Raw genomic sequence first — 18,081 nt, forward strand, 5'->3', positions numbered from 1 at the left:
TGTCCTGGTGTCGTTTTTAGAGGGTGAGGCCGCCGTCCACGTGAATCACCTGCCCGGTGATCTGTCGCGCATGCGGGCCGAGCAGGAAGACGGCGAGGGCGGCAATGTCGTCGGGTTCGCACAGGCGTGCGCTCGGCGTGGCGTCGGCAGCGCGCTGCCACGCGGCCGGATCGATGGCCGAGTGCGTGCTGTCCTTGCGTGTGTAGCCAGGCGCGATGCAATTGACCGTCACCCCGGCACTCGCGTATTCGGCGGCGGCGCTTTTCGCGAGCGCCTCGATAGCGGCCTTGGCCGCGGCCGTCGCCGGGAAGCCGGGCTGATTCGCGGCGAAGCGATGCGCGACGAAAGAACTGATGGCGATGACGCTCGCCTGCGGCGAGCGTTGCAGATCCGGCAGCGCGTGGCGCAGCAGCGCGGCGAAGGCGCCGGGCATTGCCGCCAGCGTGCGGGCGAAGGCCTCGTCGTCGATGTCCGCCAAAGACTGCCGCGTGGCAAACCCCGCGTTGCTCACCAACTGGTCGATGGGGCCGAAGGCGTCGTGTGCGGCGTCGATGAGGCGCACTGCGGACTGGGGTTGCGTCAGATCGCCCAACCAGACGGCGCACTGGGCCCCGAAGCCCTCGCAGGCCTGACGCACGTCCGTCAGCCGCTGCTCGCTCGCGCCGGACGCGCCACGGGTGTGCAGAAGCAAACGGGTATCGGGCGAAGCGAGACGGCGGGCGATGGCTGCGCCGATGCCGGAAGCGGCGCCGGTGACGACGATGGTGCGTCCGGCGCGGTGCGAAGACTGGCTGGACGAGGAAGCGGCGGTGGTCACGATGAGCCCGGATAACGCATAAGGGTGCTCATGATTATGCCAAACGCCCCGCGTGCCGGGCCAGACGCGTCAATATTATTGATGAAGTTAACGAATCTGGCCGTCGGGGGCGGTTTGCACCGCCTTTTACACCGCGCCGAGCACCCGCGGCGGCTCGACGTCGCCCGTCGCGTGCAACGTCATGATGTGCTGATGGAAGCGTCCGAGCGTGTCGCGATGGGCCACGCTCACGATGGCCGTGCCGGGCAGCCGCGCGTGCAGCGCTTCGTACACGGCCTCTTCGGTTTCGACGTCGAGCGCGCTCGTGGCCTCGTCGAGGAACAGGTAGTCGGGCTTTTGCAGCAACGCGCGTGCGGCGGCCAGACGCTGTTGTTCTCCGCCCGAAAGACGTCGCGCCCAGTGCGCCGCCGTGGACAGCTCGTCGGCGTATTGGCCAAGACTCACGGCGCCTAGCGCGTCGCGGCATTCGGCGTCGGTGAAGGTGTCGGGCGGCGACGGGAACGCGAGCGCAGCCTTGAGTGTGTCGATGGGCAGATAGCTTTGCTGCGAGAGGAACAGCACGCGGGCGTTGGCGGGGACTTCGATGCGTCCGCTGCCGAACGGCCACAGACCGGCGAGCGCGCGCAGCATGGTGCTCTTGCCGCAGCCCGAGCGGCCGCGAATCAGCCAGCGCGAGCCGGGGGCGAATGCGAACGATCCCGCCACCGCGAGGGGCGCGCCGTTGGGCAGCGCGAGTTTCAGGTCGGCCGCCATGTACGCGGGCGTGCCGCTGGCCGTCACGACCGATATGCCGCCGTCATGCGGCGCGTCGGGGGCTTCGTCGATCACGCGCGTGAATTCGCGCAGACGATTGATCGTCGCCTTCCAGTCGGCCAACGTCGAGAAGCTGTTCACGAACCAGGAGAAGCCGTCGCTCACTTGACCGAACGCGTCGATGATTCGCATCAGCACGCCCAGCGTGAACGCGCCTGCGAAATAGCGCGGTGCGGCCGCCATGATCGGGAAGACGATGGCGATCTGTGCGTAAATCGAGTTCGCGAAGATCAGGCGTTTCGTCACGACCATGATCTGCCACCAGTTGTCGCGCACCGCACCGAACGCGGACTTCAAGCGTGTCAGCTCGGCGCCCTCGCCGCGGTAGAGCGCGATCTGCTCGGCGGATTCGCGCAGCCGCACCAGCAGAAAACGGAAGTCGGCTTCGACCTGTTGCTGGCGATAGCTCAGTCCCACCAGCGGTCGACCGACCTTGAAGATGAAGAACGAACCGACGATGGCGTACAGCGCCGCGACCCAGACCATGTAGCCGGGGATCGTTACGTTCATGCCGGCGAGCACGAACGACACTGCGCCGGAGATCGTCCAGAGAATGGTGATGAACGAGAACAGCGAGACCAGCGTCGTCAGCAAGTCGAGCGAGAGTGCGAGCGACGAATTGACGAGCGTGCGGATGTCTTCGGAAATACGCTGGTCGGGGTTGTCCGCCAGATGATCGCGCTCGATGCGGTAGTACGCCCGGTGCGTGAACCACTTTGTCAGATTGCTATCCGTAACCCACTGCCGCCAGCGAATTTCGAGCATCTGGCGGAAGTAGGTGCGAAACGTCGCAATGATGATGAAGCTGAACGCCAATATGGCGAACTCAAGGAGCGACGACTTGAAGACAGGCCAGTTGCGTTTGTCGAGGGCGTCGTAAAAACTCGCGTTCCACGCGTTCAGGCGCACGTTGATGAACACGACGGCCAGGTTCAGCGCAATGACCAGCGCGAGCAAGCGGCGGCCTTCCCAGCGTTTCTCCGAGACCCAGTACGGGCGGATCAGTTGCCAGGCGGTGGGATGCTTCGGCGGCTTGGGCGGGGGCGCGGCGGTGTTGCCCGAAGGACGTGCTTCGGGCGGCGTGGGGGATATCGGCGTTTGGGCCATGATCGTCAGGCGGCGCGGCCGCGGTAATGCAACGTTGTGATTGACGACATACGGTGAGCAGGGACGAATGCCAATCGGCTCATTTGACCTCAGTTCCCGATGGTGCGTTGCACGAATTCGGGCCTGAGACGCGTGTCACGGTGAATTCCAGTTTACGTGCCGTTACACGGGCGCGGAGAATCGTCAAAAAACGAGACGCCGAGCGCGTGGACAGGCGTGCAACCGCCCGGGAAGCCAGCTTGCACGGGCGTCGGCATCTATGATGTAATGGTCGCGGGCGAAACAGGGGTGCTCCGTATCTGACATCGGCGGGACGCAGGTGTTTACCATGCGTAACGACGTCAGAGGTCACGCGGGGCTGAGAGAGACCCTTTGCACCCGACCCGGGTAATACCGGCGTGGGAAGTTTCCGACTACTCCAGCGGGGTAAGGTGTTCCGGCACCGTTTCGTCCTTTTGCTTTCATGAGGAAAGGACCCCATGCATTGCCTCCCACAACATCCTCCGCATTTCCCTGAGTGCCAGCGCGCCGTGACGGCTTGCGCGGCAGTGCGCGTATGAGTGCCTCTACTTCACGTCCCGATATTGCGGTGCTGGGCGGCGGGCTGTCCGGCCGTCTGCTTGCGTGGCAACTGGTGCGCGCCGGTGCGCGCGTGGCGCTGTACGAGCGCGGCGACGCCGACGGATCGGCCGCTGCCGGCTGGGTAGCGGCCGCCATGCTTGCGCCGTTGGCCGAGGCTGCCGTGGCCGAGCCGAGCATCGTGGAGATGGGCGCTGTCGGCCTGGAGCGCTGGCCTGGGCTGATCGACGGCCTTCCCGAGCACGTCTTCTTTCAACGCAATGGCACGTTGGTCGTGTGGCATCAGCCCGATCGCGCCGAAGCTGTCATGTTTGAGCGTCGCATGCGCGCGAACGCCCCGCCCGAGTTGCTGCGCGGCGGTGTCGAGCGTATTCCCGGCGCCCGGTTGAAGGACGTGGAACCGGCGCTCGCCGGCCGCTTTCAGGAAGGCTGGCTGCTGCCCAACGAAGGGCAACTCGATAACCGTCAACTGTTGCGCGCGCTCGCAGCAGGCCTTGCGAAAGCGGGGGCGGAACTGCACTGGCATACCGAGATCGCCGAGGGCGCCTATCCGGACGCCGGTCTGGTCATCGACTGTCGCGGGCTCGGCGCGCGCGAAGCGCTCACGCAACTGCGCGGTGTGCGTGGCGAAGTGGTGCGGATTCACGCGCCGGGGATCGGACTGCGCCGGCCGGTGCGTTTGCTGCATCCGCGCTATCCCATCTATATCGCGCCGAAGGAAAACGACCTGTACGTGATCGGCGCGACCGAACTCGAATCGGAAGATATGTCGCCGATGACCGTGCGCTCGGCGCTCGAACTGCTCTCGGCGGCGCATTCGCTGAACCCGGCGTTCGGCGAGGCGCGCATCGTCGAGCTGAACGTCAACTGCCGCCCGGCGCTGCCCGATCATCTGCCGCGAGTGCAATGGGACGGCGCGCGGCTGCTGCGCGTGAACGGCCTGTACCGGCACGGTTATCTGCTCGCGCCGGCGGTCACGGGGGAGGCTTGCGCGCTGGCGCAGGCATTGATGCAAACGACGGGCGCGCCAGTGGGAACCGAGCACGCGTTCGATTGGGATACGTGGCGAGCGAGCCGGCCGTGGCCGGACCTGTTCCGTCAGGCATGAGAGGAAGCGGTACGCGATGGACATCCATATCAATCAACAGACACTGAGCGTGGCCGAGACGGCGACGCTGGCCGAGGCACTGGCCGCCTATGGCGCCAAGCCGCCTTTCGCGGCGGCGATCAACGGGCAGTTCGTGCCCAAGACGCAATACGCGGCGCGCACGCTCGCGCAGGGCGACAAGATCGATGTCGTGCAACCGGTAGCCGGAGGCTGAAATGAACGCATTCACGGAATCGGCCAATGTGGCCGCAGGCAGCACGCGCGACGCGCTCACGCTCTACGACACCCGCTTCGGCAGCCGCTTTTTGCTCGGCACGGCGCGCTATCCGTCGCTCCAGGCGTTGAACGACGCCATCGACGCCGCTCGTCCGGGCATGGTGACCGTGGCGTTGCGCCGTCAACTCTCGGGCACCGGCGCGCAAGCGTCGGAAGGCCATTTCTGGGAGACGCTGCGCCGCCTCGCCGTGCCGGTGCTGCCCAATACCGCGGGTTGCCATTCGGTGCAGGAAGCGCTGACGACGGCGCAAATGGCGCGCGAGGTGTTCGAGACCGACTGGATCAAGCTCGAGTTGATCGGCGACGACTACACGCTTCAGCCCGATCCGTTCGGTTTGGTGACGGCTGCCGAGCAGCTCATTCGCGATGGCTTCAAGGTGTTGCCGTATTGCACGGAGGATCTGGTGCTGTGCCGTCGTCTGCTGGATGTCGGCTGTCAGGCGCTGATGCCCTGGGGCGCGCCGATCGGCACCGGCAAGGGGGTGATCAATCCGTACGGCCTGCGTTTGCTGCGCGACCGTCTGCCGGATACGCCGCTGATCGTCGACGCGGGGCTCGGTCTGCCGTCGCACGCGTGTCAGGTGATGGAGTGGGGTTACGACGGCGTGTTGCTCAACACCGCTGTTGCCCTCGCCGCGCAGCCGGTGGAAATGGCCGGTGCATTTGCTGGCGCGATCAAGGCGGGCCGTGCGGCATGGCTTGCCGGGCCGATGGCCGAGCGCGAGAGTGCCGAGGCCAGCACGCCGGTCGTCGGGGTGCCGTTCTGGCATCAGACGGGGGCCTGATTTGGTTGGACTTCGCTTGAATCCGCTCATTCTCGCCACGCCGGCGCATCGCCAGACCGACAAGGATTTTTCATGACGACGCACACTGGCGCCGCCGGGCTCTCGCACGTGCAATGCCTGCCCGCCGACGCACCCCTCGCGATGGCGTGGCAGCAGGCCGCCGCCGGGATTCGCGCGCGTCTCGCGCCGTGGCCGTCTGATTCATCGGGCGCGACATCGCCGCAATGGCGTCTGCATGCTCAGACACCCGCGAGCGCAGGTAAAGGCGATATCGTCTGGTGGCCGCTGTCGCCGCACGGCGCACCGGGTACGGCGTCGAGCGTGCAGATCGATGCATGGCGCGCGGGCGGTGCCGCTGTGCTCTGTTCCCATGCGCTTGTGCAGGGCCGCGTGGAAGACACGCTGTACACGAGCGATGCGACCTATCGCGTGGCGGGCGTCGACGATCCCGCTTTCTTCCCGGCATTCGCCGCGTTTCTGGATTGCGGATTCGCGCCGCACGACGCGCTCGTGCTCGCCCGCGCCTGGCGCACCGACGGCAGCCATGCCCGCGCGGAAGACGCCGACACGCTGGGCGCTTGGCCGACCGTGCTGGAGACGTTTCCCGTAGTGCTCGGTCAGGTGCCGTCGCCGGGGGGCTTTCCGGGGTGTCCGTCGCGACTGGGTCTGTATCCGGTGCTGCCCGACGCCGACTGGTGCGAGCGCATGGCAGACCTCCGCGTTGGCACCGTGCAGTTGCGTATCAAGGATCCGGCGCACCCGGGCTTGCGCTCGGAGATCGAGCGGACCGTGGCCGCCGGCCGACGCGTTGCCCAGCACAGGAACGACAGCGCATGGTTCATCAACGACCACTGGCGCGAAGCGGCGCACGCCGGTGCGTACGGCGTACATCTCGGGCAGGAAGACATGGCGGCGCTCTCGGCCGATGAGGTCGCGACGCTGCACGCGAGCGGCATGCGGCTGGGCATCAGCACGCACGGCTATTACGAGATTCTCGCGGCGCATCACTTCCGGCCGAGCTATCTGGCCGTGGGGGCGGTGTTCCCGACGACGACCAAAGTGATCGCCACCGCGCCGCAAGGGCTGGCGAAGCTCGCGCGCTACGTGAAGCTCATCGCGCCGCATTACCCGCTGGTGTCGATTGGCGGCATCGATGCGGCCAATCTGTCTCAGGTGCTCGATACCGGCGTGAGATGCGCGGCAGTCGTGCGCGCCGTGACGCAAGCCACCGATGTGGCAGCCGCAGTTCGGGGGATGGAGCAGGAGTTTGCGCGGCGGGCTTGATGCGTCGACACGTGACGCGCCGATGTGATGCGCTGACCCGATGCAGTAGGGCGGAACGGCGGTGATTACAGTGCGCGCGTCATGAACACGGCGCCGTCGCCGTATCCGGCCAGTTTGGCGGCAATCAGCGGCGAGACCTCCGGCGCCGGCCCATAGCCGAAACGCGCCCAGAATCCCTGGGATTGCTGCACTGCGACAAGCGCCGAGGCCTGCAAGCCGAGCGACTGTGCCGCTGTCAGCGCAGCGGCGTAAAGTTGGCTGGCGACCCCTGCGCCGCGTGTACGAGGTGCGAGTGCCATGTCGTGCACGTACCAGCAGTCGGGCGCGTCGGGCAGGGCGTCGAGCACGGTGTCCAGCGGGGGTGGTGCGGCCAGATGCCAGGGATGCGTGAACAGATAACCCGCCACGCGAAGTTCGTTAGGGCTCACACCCTCCCTATCTACCGCTACCCAGCAAGTGCCCGGCGACAGCGCCAGACGCGAGGCCAGCGTGGCTTCCGATTCGAGCATGACATCGCCATAGGCCAGCGCCTGCACTCTCATGACATGGGGAAGGTCGCCGATCTGCATCGGACGAATCTGAAACGTGTGTGCGCTCGTCGCGCGCGGCTGAAGGGGGCGGAAAGGCTTTGGGGGGGCGGAAGACATTCCGATCAATGATTTATCGCGCAAAACGTCGTATTGTAGCAACGACGCAACACCGGCATCCGGCGGGGCCAGGTAAGTCATTGGTGCGGTTACGTTTTTACGCTGTGGCGTCTCCCGGAACGTGTCGATACGAATGCACGTTGCCCCTGTAAAATCCCGCGGGGCAACGCCGGTCGTCGCTTTCGCCAGCCGGGCTTGAACGGCATCGATTGGCAAACCCCCCTATAATTGGCGTTTTGCGCCGCACTATAAGACCCGAAACGTGCCTACCCCGAATCCGGAAAATCTGCTCGAATTGCGCGACGTTAGCTTTGGTTACGGCGAACGTCTGGTGCTTTCCGGGTTGAATATGCGGTTTCCCCGCGGAAAGGTCATTGCGGTCATGGGAGGGTCGGGCTGCGGAAAGACGACCGTCCTGCGTTTGATCGGCGGTCTGGTGCACGCCAGTCGCGGCGAGGTCGACTTTGACGGGACCGATGTTTCGTCGCTCGATCGCGATGGCTGGTACCGGTTGCGTCGCCGCATGGGCATGCTGTTCCAGTTTGGCGCGTTGTTCACCGACATGACCGTGTTCGACAACGTGGCGTTTCCGCTGCGCGAACATACCCGTCTCGATGAAGACCTCATTCGCGACCTCGTGCTGATGAAGCTCAATGCCGTGGGCCTGCGTGGCGCGCGCGACATGAAGCCGGCTGAGATCTCGGGCGGGATGGCGCGCCGTGTGGCGCTTGCGCGTACGATTGCACTTGACCCGGACCTCGTCATGTACGACGAGCCGTTTACCGGTCTGGACCCGATCTCGATGGGCATTACCGCGAACCTGATTCGCAAGCTCAACGATGCGCTGGGGGCCACGTCGATCATCGTGTCGCATGATGTTGCCGAGACGTTCACCATCGCCGACTACATCTATTTCATCAGCGAAGGCCGCATCGCTGCCGAAGGCTCGCCCGACGCGCTGCGTGCCTCGAACGACCCGACGGTGCGTCAGTTCATCGACGCCCAGCCGGACGGCCCCGTCAAGTTTCAGTATCCCGCGCCGCCGCTCGCGGAAGATTTCGGTATCGGAGCGCGTGCATGATTACCGCCATTGGCAGTTTTGTTCGCGGCCACGTCGAGCGCCTGGGTTACGGCGCGCGAATGTTCCTGCGCATGCTGACGTCGAGCCGCGCGTTGCTGCGCCGGCCGCGTCTGGTGACCGATCAGATTCATTTCGTCGGTAACTATTCGTTCGTCATCATCGCTGTCTCGGGCCTGTTCGTCGGCTTCGTGCTCGGCCTGCAAGGGTATTACACGCTCAACAAGTACGGCTCGGAGCAAGCGCTCGGCCTGCTCGTGGCGCTCTCGCTGGTGCGTGAGTTGGGGCCGGTGGTCACCGCGTTGCTGTTTGCGGGACGTGCGGGGACGTCGCTCACTGCGGAGATCGGTCTGATGAAGGCGGGTGAGCAGTTGACCGCCATGGAAATGATGGCGATCGACCCGATTGCGCGCGTTGTGGCACCGCGTTTCTGGGCGGGCGTGATCGCCATGCCGATTCTCGCGGCGATCTTCTCTGCGGTCGGCATCTTCGGCGGTTATCTCGTCGGCGTGCAGTTGATCGGCGTGGATACCGGCGCGTTCTGGTCGCAGATGCAAGGCGGCGTGGACGTTTGGTCGGACGTTGCGAACGGCGTCGTCAAGAGTATCGTGTTCGGCATTGCCGTCACATTTATCGCGCTGTATCAGGGCTTCGAAGCACAGCCGACGCCGGAAGGCGTGTCGCGTGCAACGACGCGTACGGTGGTGCAGGCGTCGCTGGCCGTGCTCGGCCTCGACTTCCTGCTCACGGCTCTGATGTTCAGCTAACGGGCCGGCTTGCCTGCCAAGACATAGACAGACAGTTTGCGCACACTGACACAATGAAAAAACACCCCCTCGACTTCTGGGTCGGCCTGTTCGTGGTACTCGGCTTCGCAGCGCTGCTGTTCCTCGCGCTCAAGGCGGGCAACATGAGCTCGCTGTCGTTCTCGACGACTTATCCGGTGACGGTGCGCTTCGATAACATCGGCGGCCTCAAGCCGCGCGCGGCGGTCAAGAGCGCCGGCGTGGTGGTCGGTCGCGTGGCGTCGATCCAGTTCGACGACAAGCGCTATCTGGCCGACGTCACGCTCAACATCGATTCGCAGTATCAGTTTCCGAAGGATTCGTCGGCGAAGATTCTGACGTCGGGTCTGCTCGGCGAGCAATACATCGGGCTCGAACCCGGCGGTGACGATCAGATGCTCAAGGGCGGTGATACGATCACGCTCACGCAGTCGGCCATCGTGCTCGAAAACCTGATCGGCCAGTTCCTGTACAACAAGGCGGCAGACGCTGGTGGCGCCCAGGCGGGCGGCGCATCGGCAGCACCGGCAGCAGCAGCCCCCGCTGCGGCACCGGCGCCAGGGGCAGCAACGGTAACCCAAGGAAAATAAGAGAAATGACCAGCTTCCGTACTTCGGCAGTGCTGGCCGCTGGCGCGTTGGCGCTGGCCGGTTGCGCGACTGTTACGAACCCCAACCCCGCTGACCCCATCGAAGGTTTCAACCGTTCGATGTATACGTTCAACGACACGCTCGACAAGGCGGTGCTCGTGCCGGTGGCCAAGGGCTACCGCTTCACCGTGCCGGAACCGGCGCGCGACATGGTCACGAACTTCTTCTCGAACGTGGGCGACGTGTACAACTTCGCCAACAACCTGCTCCAGTTGCAGGTCACGGCCGCCGTTCAGGATCTGATGCGTCTGACGATCAACACGGTGTTCGGTGTCGGCGGTCTGATCGACTTCGCCACGCCCGCCGGCTTGCCCAAGCACAGCCAGGACTTCGGCGTGACGCTCGGCAAGTGGGGCCTGCCTGACGGCCCGTACCTCGTGCTGCCGCTGCTCGGCCCGAGCACGGTGCGCGACACCGTCGGCATGGCGGGCAACATGTTCATCGATCCGACTTCGTACATCAAACCGGACTGGGTGAGCTACTCGCTCTATGGCGTGCGTCTGGTGAACACGCGCGCCAATCTGCTCGACGCCTCGAACCTGCTCGAAGCCGCGGCGCTCGATCCGTACTCGTTCACGCGCGACGCTTATCTGGCGCGTCGCAAGTACCTCGTCAATGGTGGTGCATCGAGCGACGCCTCGCTGCCGAACTACGATGAGGAAGAGGGCGCCGCCAGTGCCCCCGCTGCCGCGGGTGGTGCAGGCGCTCAGCCGATGCCCGCCAAGCCGGCGGCGCCTGCGTCGGGCGCGAGTGCACCGGCCCCGGCGTCGGGCGCACAAGCTGAGCCGGACGCGCCACAAGGCTCACCCGTGCCGGGCCGGATGGTGCCGGGCGGTCTGCCTTTCCGTCGTTGATTCGATACGATAGGCGCCGTTCGTGAACCGTTCGGCGTCAATCGGCAAAAGATGACAGCACGCCCCGCCGGTTAGGGCACCTTCGGGAGATGGCCCACCGGTAGCACCGCTATCCTGACAGTATCGACGCGATGCGCGGGGCAACAGTTTGTTACACGACGCTGCCGTCAATCCGAGAACTCCAGACGCGACGCGGGTATCCAAACCCGCAATATTCGTCACTCGAAAGAGGAAGTCCACAATGAAGAAGTTCTGGCTCATTCCCGTCATGGCATTCATGACGTATACCGCCGCCGGTTCGGCAATGGCACAGGCTCAGTCGCCGGAAGCGCTGGTCAAGCAGACCGTGAGCGAGGTGATGGCTGCCGCCAAGAGCGACCCGAACATTCAGAAGGGTGATCTCAACAGCATCACCAAACTGGTCGAGCAGAAGATCCTGCCGCACGCAGACTTCTCGCGTACCACGCAGTTGGCGACCGGCCGGGCGTGGCGCGAAGCGACGCCGCAGCAGCGCGAACAGCTGACCACGCAGTTCAAGGCATTGCTGCTGCGCACGTACGCCGGCGCGATCGCTCAGATCCGTGATCAGCAGGTCAACTACAAGCCGTTCCGCGGCCAGCCGGGCGACACCGATGCCGTGGTCTATACCGACGTCATCAACAACGGTCAGCCGATCGAACTCGACTACCGCCTGTACAAGACGGCCAGCGGCGAATGGAAGCTGTACGACCTGAACGTGCTCGGTGCGTGGCTGATTCAGACGTATAAGTCGCAGTTCAACGAACAGATCAATCAGTCGGGTATCGACGGTCTGATTCAGTTCCTGACGCAGCGCAACCGGCAACTCTCGGGCGGCAAGTAAGCACATGCTCGCGTTGCAGACCGACCTGACTCACGACACCGCCGGCGAGGTCCTCGCGCAGGCCATCGATCGCATCGACGCGGGGGAAACCCAGATCGATTGCGCCGGGCTCACGCATTTCGACTCGTCGGCGCTCGCCGTGCTGCTGGCCCTGCGCCGTCACGCGAGCCGCCGTGGTGCGACGTTGGCGTTCACTAACTTGCCCGCGGGGCTGGCCAGCCTCGCGCTGGTGTACGGTGTCGACCATCTGCTCTCTAGCTGATTTGTCTGGCCGGACTGCCGCCTCCCGAAAAAGCGCCGTCTCCCAGCGGCGCTTTTTTTATGGGCGATGCACCGGGTTCCGACCGGGCGCCTTGCGTAACGGGATGGGTAGGGCCTTGTAGGGCGCCTCGTCGGGGGCTGCTCGGCCCGTGTGAGCACGGCCGCCACCGGCTTCCTTTATAATCAGCGGTTTTCTGCCGCCTTTTGGGCAGTTACCCCCTTCCGGGCTTCGACGCTGCGATCATGGCTGTTGCGGCGATCCGGAAAACAATAATGGCGTACCCGCCAAGACGGGTGCGTGCAGTCCATGGCCGCCATCGAAATCCGTAACGTCAAAAAACGCTATCAGGCGTTGCAGGCGCTCAAAGGCGTCAGCTTCTCGATCGAAGAAGGTGAATTCTTCGGTCTGCTCGGCCCCAACGGCGCCGGCAAGACCACGCTGATCAGTATCCTCGCGGGCCTCGCGCGTGCGGATTCGGGCAACATCAGCGTGCTCGGCCACGACGTGGTGCGCGACTACCGCAATGCCCGCCGCAAGCTCGGCGTGGTGCCGCAGGAACTCGTCTTCGATCCCTTCTTCTCCGTGCGCGAAACGCTGCGTATCCAGTCCGGCTATTTCGGGCTGACGCGCAACGACGACTGGATCGACGAAGTGATGGCCAACCTCGATCTGACCGACAAGGCGGACGCGAACATGCGTCAGCTCTCGGGCGGCATGAAGCGACGCGTGCTCGTAGCGCAGGCGCTCGTGCATCGTCCGCCTGTGATCGTGCTCGACGAGCCGACCGCCGGGGTCGACGTCGAACTGCGTCAGACGCTCTGGAAATTCATCTCGCGCCTGAACCGCGAAGGTCACACCATTGTGCTGACCACGCACTATCTTGAAGAAGCGGAAGCGCTGTGCGACCGCATCGCCATGCTCAAGCGCGGCGAAGTCGTGGCGCTGGAGCGTACCGCGTCGCTGCTGCAGCGTTTTGCGGGCACGCGTCTCGTGCTGCGCTTCAAGCAGGGCACGTTGCCGGCCGAACTGCGGCCGTTGCTGGTCGACGGCCAGGACGCCAACGGCCATCAGTTCGCGCTGCGTCTGGCGGGCTGCGACGAAGTCGAATCGATTCTCGCCACCTGCCGTGCGGCAGGTGGCATCGTCGAAGACATCGACATTCAGAAGGCCGATCTCGAGGACGTATTCGTGCAGATCATGTCGGGTTCGCGCGCGCAGGAGGTGGCAGCATGATCGGCGGGTTCGTTGGATTTCGCACGCTGTTCTACAAGGAAGTGCTGCGCTTCTGGAAGGTGAGTTTCCAGACCGTGGCCGCGCCGGTGCTCACCGCGCTGCTGTATCTGATGATCTTCGGTCACGTGCTGGAAGACCGCGTGAAGGTCTATGACCAGATCAATTACACGTCCTTCCTCGTGCCGGGGCTGGTGATGATGAGCGTGTTGCAAAACGCGTTCGCGAACAGTTCCTCGTCGCTGATTCAGTCGAAGATTACCGGCAACCTCGTGTTCGTGCTGCTGCCGCCGCTCTCGCATTGGGAGATGTACGGAGCGTACGTGCTCGCGGCGGTCGTGCGCGGCCTGTGCGTCGGGTTGGGTGTCTTCGCGGTGACGGTGGCGTTCACGCATCTGACGTTTGCTGCCCCGCTGTGGATCATCGGTTTCGCGTTCTTCGGGGCGGCGATTCTCGGTACCTTGGGGCTGATCGCGGGCATCTGGGCCGAGAAATTCGACCAGCTCGCGGCGTTCCAGAACTTCCTGATCATGCCGGCGACCTTCCTCGCGGGCGTGTTTTACTCGATTCAATCGTTGCCGCCGCTGTGGCAGGCCGTCTCGCACTTCAACCCGTTCTTCTACATGATCGACGGGTTCCGCTACGGCTTCTTCGGCGTGTCCGACGTCGCGCCGCAGACGAGCCTCGCCGTCGTTGGCGTGACCTTCGTGATACTCGCTGCCGTCGCGCTAAATCTGCTGCGCCGCGGCTACAAACTGCGTCACTGAACTTCTCCAGGATCAGCAATGCTGCCTACCCCCGAACAAATCAAACAGTACATCGAAGCCGGTCTGGCTTGCGAGCACGTGGCCGTCGAAGGTGACGGCCAGCACTTCTTCGCGACCATCGTGAGCGCACAGTTCGAAGGCAAGCGTCTCATCGCTCGCCATCAACTCGTGTACGGCGCGCTGGGCGATCGCATGAAGGCCGAAATTCACGCGCTCTCGATGAAGACGCTCACGCCGGCGGAGTATCAGGCGCAATGAGGATGACGCAAGAAGGCGCTGGCGCAGCCGGCAATGGTGAGGCTGCCGCCGGCGGGCGTGTGGCCGCGGACCACCTGGAAATCGAAGGCGGCGAGCGGCTGGCAGGAGAGATTGCCGTCTCGGGCGCCAAGAATGCGGCGCTGCCCATTCTGTGTGCGAGCCTGTTGACGGCCGAGCCGCTGGTGCTGGGTAACGTCCCGGATCTGCATGACGTGCGCACTATGCTGACGCTGCTCGCCCGCATGGGCGTGAAGGTCGAGCGCCACGGCGAGTCCGTGACGCTGGATGCCTCGCAGATTACCGAACCAGCCGCGCCTTACGAACTGGTCAAGACCATGCGCGCGTCGATTCTCGTGCTCGGCCCGTTGCTCGCCCGTTGCGGCGAGGCGCGCGTGTCGCTGCCGGGCGGATGCGCCATCGGGGCGCGTCCCGTCGATCAGCACATCAAGGGTCTGCAGAAGATGGGTGCCGAGATCACGCTGACGCACGGCGACATCGTGGCGCGTGCGTCGCGCCTGCGCGGCGAGACGCTCGTGACCGACATGATCACCGTCACGGGCACGGAGAACCTGCTCATGGCGGCAACGTTGGCCGACGGTGTGACCGTGCTGGCCAACGCCGCACGCGAGCCGGAAGTCACCGATCTAGCCAATCTGCTCGTGAAGATGGGCGCGAAGATCGAGGGCATCGGCACCGACCGTCTGGTCGTGACTGGCGTATCGCGCTTGCATGGTGCAACGCACGATGTCGTGCCGGATCGCATTGAAGCGGGCACGTTCCTGTGCGCGGCCGTGGCGACGCGCGGCGACATTACGCTGCATCGTGTGGCGCCGGGCACGCTCGATGCGGTGATCGAGAAGCTGCGCGAAACCGGCGCGAATGTGAGCGGCGGTGCGGATTGGTTGCGTGTGCAGATGGACCGGCGCGCGCGGGCGGTGAGCTTCCGGACATCGGAATACCCGGCGTTCCCGACGGACATGCAGGCGCAGTTCATGGCGTTGAACTGCATCGCAGAAGGGGCGTCGCAGGTCGTCGAGACGATCTTCGAGAACCGCTTCATGCACGTGCAGGAATTGATGCGTCTGGGCGCGAATATCGGCATCGAAGGCAACACGGCGCGGATTTCGGGCGTGGACCGCCTGTCCGGTGCGCACGTGATGGCCACGGATTTGCGCGCGTCCGCCAGCCTGATTGTTGCGGGGTTGACGGCCGATGGCCGCACACTCGTCGACCGTATTCATCACCTCGATCGCGGCTATCATCGTATCGAGGCCAAGTTGTGCGCCGTGGGCGCGCGAATCCGGCGTGTCGAAGCACGCCAGGGAGAGATTGCATGAGTACCGCCAAGCCGGCCAAACCGGCCCAGCCGCTGGCCCAACCGCTTACGCTGGCGCTCTCGAAAGGGCGTATCTTTACGGAGACGTTGCCGTTGCTGGCCGCCGCCGGTATCGAAGTGACGGAAGACCCCGAGACCTCGCGCAAGCTGATCCTGCCGACGACCGATCCGAACCTGCGCGTGATCATCGTGCGTGCGACGGACGTGCCGACCTATGTGCAATACGGTGCCGCCGACTTCGGCGTGGCCGGCAAGGATGTGCTCATCGAGCACGGCGGCGGCGGTTTGTATCAGCCGATCGATTTGAACATTGCGCGTTGCCGCATGTCTGTGGCTGTACCGAAGGGCTTCGATTACGCGAACGCGGTACGTCAAGGCGCACGTCTGCGCGTGGCAACCAAGTATGTGCAGACGGCGCGTGAGCACTTCGCGGCCAAGGGCGTGCACGTCGACCTGATCAAGCTGTACGGGTCGATGGAACTGGGCCCGCTCGTGGGCCTGGCCGACGCGATTGTCGATCTGGTGAGCACCGGCGGCACGCTGCGGGCCAACAATCTGGTGGAAGTGGAAGAGATCATGGATATCTCGTCCCGCCTCGTGATCAACCAGGCTGCGCTCAAGTTGAAACGTGAGTCGTTGCAGCCTATTCTGGATGCCTTCGAGCAGGCCTCCCGGCAAACAGCATGAAACTCGATATTCGCAAACTCGATTCGTCCGCTGAAGGCTTCGCGACGCAGTTGCGCGATGTCCTCGCGTTCGAGGCGAGCGAAGACGCCGCCATCGACCGTGCGGCCGCCGAAATTCTCGCCGATGTGAAGACCCGCGGCGACGCGGCCGTCATCGAATACACCAACAAGTTCGACCGCCTGAGCGCGCCGGATATGGCCGCGCTGGAGCTGTCCGCGGACGTGCTCGCCGCTGCGCTGGAAAGCCTTGAGCCGAAGCGTCGCGCCGCCCTCGAAGCGGCGGCGGCTCGCGTGCGCGCCTATCACGAGAAGCAACGCATCGAATGCGGCAGCCATAGCTGGCAGTACACCGAGGCCGACGGCACGGTGCTGGGCCAGAAGGTCACGCCGCTCGATCGCGTGGGCATTTACGTGCCCGGCGGCAAGGCGGCGTATCCCTCGTCTGTGCTGATGAACGCGATTCCGGCCCGCGTGGCCGGCGTCAAGGAAATCATCATGGTGGTGCCCACGCCGGATGGCGTGCAGAACCCGCTGGTGCTCGCCGCCGCGCATATCGCCGGTGTGGACCGCGTGTTCACCATCGGTGGCGCGCAGGCGGTCGGCGCGCTGGCTTACGGCACCGAGACGGTGCCCGGCGTCGACAAGATCGTCGGCCCGGGTAACGCCTTCGTGGCGGCGGCCAAGCGTCGCGTGTTCGGTACGGTCGGCATCGACATGATCGCCGGGCCGTCGGAAATTCTCGTCATCTGTGACGGGTCGACCGACCCCGACTGGGTCGCGATGGACCTGTTCTCGCAGGCCGAGCACGACGAGCTCGCGCAATCGATCCTGCTGTGCCCGGACGCCGAATACATCGCGCGCGTGCACGCCTCGCTGGAGCGTCAGATCGACGACCTGCCGCGGCGCGAAGTGATTGCCGCGTCGCTGCAAGGCCGTGGCGCGCTGATCCACGTGCGTGACATGGAGCAAGCGTGCGAGATCGCCAACGTGATCGCGCCCGAGCACCTCGAAATCTCGGCTGAGACACCGCAGCAGTGGGGCGACAAGATCCGCCATGCGGGTGCGATCTTTCTCGGCAAGTTCACGAGCGAGAGCCTGGGCGATTACTGTGCCGGTCCGAACCACGTGCTGCCGACATCGCGCACCGCGCGTTTCTCGTCGCCGCTCGGTGTGTATGACTTCATCAAACGCTCCAGTCTCATCGAAGTGAGCGAGGGCGGTGCCCGCATGCTCGGCGAAATTGCCGCCGAACTGGCTTACGGCGAAGGCCTGCAAGCGCACGCGCGCAGCGCCGAATACCGTCTGCATCACGAGTCCTGACATGCGCGACGACGCCCTGCGGCCCGCGTATCGTCAAACGACGCCGGCCACTGCCCGGCGTCGGACCCGCGCCATCGCATTCCTCTCGTTGTGCCTGCTGCCAGCCCGCTTCACGCGGGCTGCGCCGCGTGCTGTCGTTCGGTTCGTTGCTTTGCTCGGCCTCGGGCTGACGGCCAGCACTGCCGCTCACGCTGCCAGCAGTTACTGCCAGCACGCGAGGTTCGAAGGCGCCTCCGTCTCGAAGATGACGGTGTGCGTGCGGCGTCAGGCGTTCGATAACGACGTTTATGTGCTGCGTCTGGACGGCAAGACCGCGCTGCGCGGCACCGACGACGAAGTTGCGCACGGCGTGTTCGGACGTGTCGGCAACCGGCTCGTTGCCATGCGCTGCGAAGCCGAAGAGGCGCCCGCGCGGGTGAGTCCCGCCGTGGCGCAGGCGCTGTCGTGGCAGACTGGCGTGCGCGTGCAGCGCATTACCGACGCGCTCGGCAGCGTGGAAACCGGCCGCCGCTGTACCGTCAAGATCGACGGGACCGACGCCGGCCTGCTGACCTTCGCGTTCAATTGATTCCCCTCA

General features: G+C 64.9%; 20 protein-coding genes and 1 riboswitch. Of the genes, 17 read left to right on the forward strand and 3 right to left on the reverse strand.

The features are described 5' to 3' along the window. Window positions 1-16: 16 nt before the first annotated feature. A complete protein-coding gene (locus ACIPHM_RS19330; protein WP_400331638.1) occupies window positions 17-817 on the reverse strand; it encodes an SDR family NAD(P)-dependent oxidoreductase in 801 nt (266 codons plus the stop codon). Between the two features lie 126 nt (window positions 818-943). Continuing rightward, entirely contained in the window at window positions 944-2,737 is a 1,794-nt protein-coding gene (locus ACIPHM_RS19335) for an ABC transporter ATP-binding protein/permease (RefSeq protein WP_400331640.1), read from the reverse strand. 274 nt (window positions 2,738-3,011) lie between these two features. Next, window positions 3,012-3,159: riboswitch (TPP riboswitch) on the forward strand. Window positions 3,160-3,293: 134 nt separating this feature from the next. On the opposite strand from ACIPHM_RS19335, the gene ACIPHM_RS19340 reads away from it, so the two are divergent. The 4 genes from ACIPHM_RS19340 (at window position 3,294) to ACIPHM_RS19355 (ending at window position 6,769) form a co-directional block, all read left to right on the forward strand. Further along, window positions 3,294-4,424 (forward strand): FAD-dependent oxidoreductase, encoded by a 1,131-nt coding sequence (locus ACIPHM_RS19340; RefSeq protein ID WP_400331642.1) that lies wholly within the window; start codon window positions 3,294-3,296, stop codon window positions 4,422-4,424. A 16-nt stretch (window positions 4,425-4,440) separates the two neighbouring features. Continuing rightward, on the forward strand, window positions 4,441-4,638 hold the full coding sequence (thiS, locus tag ACIPHM_RS19345) for a sulfur carrier protein ThiS (protein ID WP_150670325.1): 198 nt from the start codon (window positions 4,441-4,443) through the stop codon (window positions 4,636-4,638). A 1-nt stretch (window position 4,639) separates the two neighbouring features. Continuing rightward, window positions 4,640-5,485: a thiazole synthase gene (locus tag ACIPHM_RS19350; RefSeq protein ID WP_400331645.1), complete on the forward strand. Its 846-nt coding sequence runs from the start codon at window positions 4,640-4,642 to the stop codon at window positions 5,483-5,485. A 72-nt stretch (window positions 5,486-5,557) separates the two neighbouring features. After that, window positions 5,558-6,769: a thiamine phosphate synthase gene (locus ACIPHM_RS19355; protein ID WP_400331648.1), complete on the forward strand. Its 1,212-nt coding sequence runs from the start codon at window positions 5,558-5,560 to the stop codon at window positions 6,767-6,769. Between the two features lie 65 nt (window positions 6,770-6,834). On the opposite strand, the gene ACIPHM_RS19360 is transcribed toward ACIPHM_RS19355, so the two are convergent. Further along, complete coding sequence (locus ACIPHM_RS19360) at window positions 6,835-7,416, reverse strand: GNAT family N-acetyltransferase (RefSeq protein ID WP_400331651.1); 582 nt, start codon at window positions 7,414-7,416, stop codon at window positions 6,835-6,837. 262 nt (window positions 7,417-7,678) lie between these two features. On the opposite strand from ACIPHM_RS19360, the gene ACIPHM_RS19365 reads away from it, so the two are divergent. The 13 genes from ACIPHM_RS19365 (at window position 7,679) to ACIPHM_RS19425 (ending at window position 18,072) form a co-directional block, all read left to right on the forward strand. Then, complete coding sequence (locus tag ACIPHM_RS19365; protein WP_400331654.1) at window positions 7,679-8,497, forward strand: ABC transporter ATP-binding protein; 819 nt, start codon at window positions 7,679-7,681, stop codon at window positions 8,495-8,497. Beyond that, the gene (mlaE, locus tag ACIPHM_RS19370) at window positions 8,494-9,261 is read left to right on the forward strand and encodes a lipid asymmetry maintenance ABC transporter permease subunit MlaE (RefSeq protein ID WP_400331657.1); all 768 of its coding nucleotides are present in this window, start codon (window positions 8,494-8,496) and stop codon (window positions 9,259-9,261) included. The genes ACIPHM_RS19365 and mlaE overlap by 4 nt, the downstream gene beginning before the upstream one ends. Window positions 9,262-9,314: 53 nt before the next feature. Next, window positions 9,315-9,869, forward strand: coding sequence for an outer membrane lipid asymmetry maintenance protein MlaD (gene mlaD / locus ACIPHM_RS19375; protein WP_400331660.1), 555 nt, complete (start codon window positions 9,315-9,317; stop codon window positions 9,867-9,869). Window positions 9,870-9,874: 5 nt separating this feature from the next. After that, the gene (locus tag ACIPHM_RS19380) at window positions 9,875-10,783 is read left to right on the forward strand and encodes a VacJ family lipoprotein (RefSeq protein ID WP_400331663.1); all 909 of its coding nucleotides are present in this window, start codon (window positions 9,875-9,877) and stop codon (window positions 10,781-10,783) included. A 241-nt stretch (window positions 10,784-11,024) separates the two neighbouring features. Then, window positions 11,025-11,645: a phospholipid-binding protein MlaC gene (locus tag ACIPHM_RS19385; protein ID WP_400331665.1), complete on the forward strand. Its 621-nt coding sequence runs from the start codon at window positions 11,025-11,027 to the stop codon at window positions 11,643-11,645. 4 nt (window positions 11,646-11,649) lie between these two features. After that, the gene (locus ACIPHM_RS19390) at window positions 11,650-11,907 is read left to right on the forward strand and encodes a lipid asymmetry maintenance protein MlaB (RefSeq protein WP_400331667.1); all 258 of its coding nucleotides are present in this window, start codon (window positions 11,650-11,652) and stop codon (window positions 11,905-11,907) included. A 306-nt stretch (window positions 11,908-12,213) separates the two neighbouring features. Further along, window positions 12,214-13,140: an ABC transporter ATP-binding protein gene (locus tag ACIPHM_RS19395; RefSeq protein ID WP_400331669.1), complete on the forward strand. Its 927-nt coding sequence runs from the start codon at window positions 12,214-12,216 to the stop codon at window positions 13,138-13,140. Further along, the gene (locus ACIPHM_RS19400) at window positions 13,137-13,904 is read left to right on the forward strand and encodes an ABC transporter permease (RefSeq protein WP_400331671.1); all 768 of its coding nucleotides are present in this window, start codon (window positions 13,137-13,139) and stop codon (window positions 13,902-13,904) included. Before ACIPHM_RS19395 ends, ACIPHM_RS19400 begins: the two co-directional genes overlap by 4 nt. An 18-nt stretch (window positions 13,905-13,922) precedes the next feature. After that, window positions 13,923-14,162, forward strand: coding sequence for a BolA family protein (locus ACIPHM_RS19405; RefSeq protein ID WP_044457291.1), 240 nt, complete (start codon window positions 13,923-13,925; stop codon window positions 14,160-14,162). Next, window positions 14,159-15,499 carry a UDP-N-acetylglucosamine 1-carboxyvinyltransferase gene (gene murA / locus ACIPHM_RS19410; protein WP_400331674.1) on the forward strand — a complete coding sequence of 447 codons (1,341 nt, stop codon included), beginning with the start codon at window positions 14,159-14,161 and terminating at the stop codon, window positions 15,497-15,499. The genes ACIPHM_RS19405 and murA overlap by 4 nt, the downstream gene beginning before the upstream one ends. A gap of 32 nt (window positions 15,500-15,531) precedes the next feature. Beyond that, window positions 15,532-16,185: an ATP phosphoribosyltransferase gene (gene hisG / locus ACIPHM_RS19415; RefSeq protein WP_095178579.1), complete on the forward strand. Its 654-nt coding sequence runs from the start codon at window positions 15,532-15,534 to the stop codon at window positions 16,183-16,185. After that, window positions 16,182-17,504 (forward strand): histidinol dehydrogenase, encoded by a 1,323-nt coding sequence (gene hisD, locus ACIPHM_RS19420; protein WP_400331677.1) that lies wholly within the window; start codon window positions 16,182-16,184, stop codon window positions 17,502-17,504. The genes hisG and hisD overlap by 4 nt, the downstream gene beginning before the upstream one ends. A gap of 1 nt (window position 17,505) precedes the next feature. Beyond that, on the forward strand, window positions 17,506-18,072 hold the full coding sequence (locus ACIPHM_RS19425; protein WP_400331680.1) for a hypothetical protein: 567 nt from the start codon (window positions 17,506-17,508) through the stop codon (window positions 18,070-18,072). Window positions 18,073-18,081: the final 9 nt, after the last annotated feature.

Origin of the sequence: Pandoraea sp. NPDC087047, from assembly GCF_044745225.1 — a bacterium.
Taxonomy (GTDB): Bacteria; Pseudomonadota; Gammaproteobacteria; order Burkholderiales; family Burkholderiaceae; genus Pandoraea.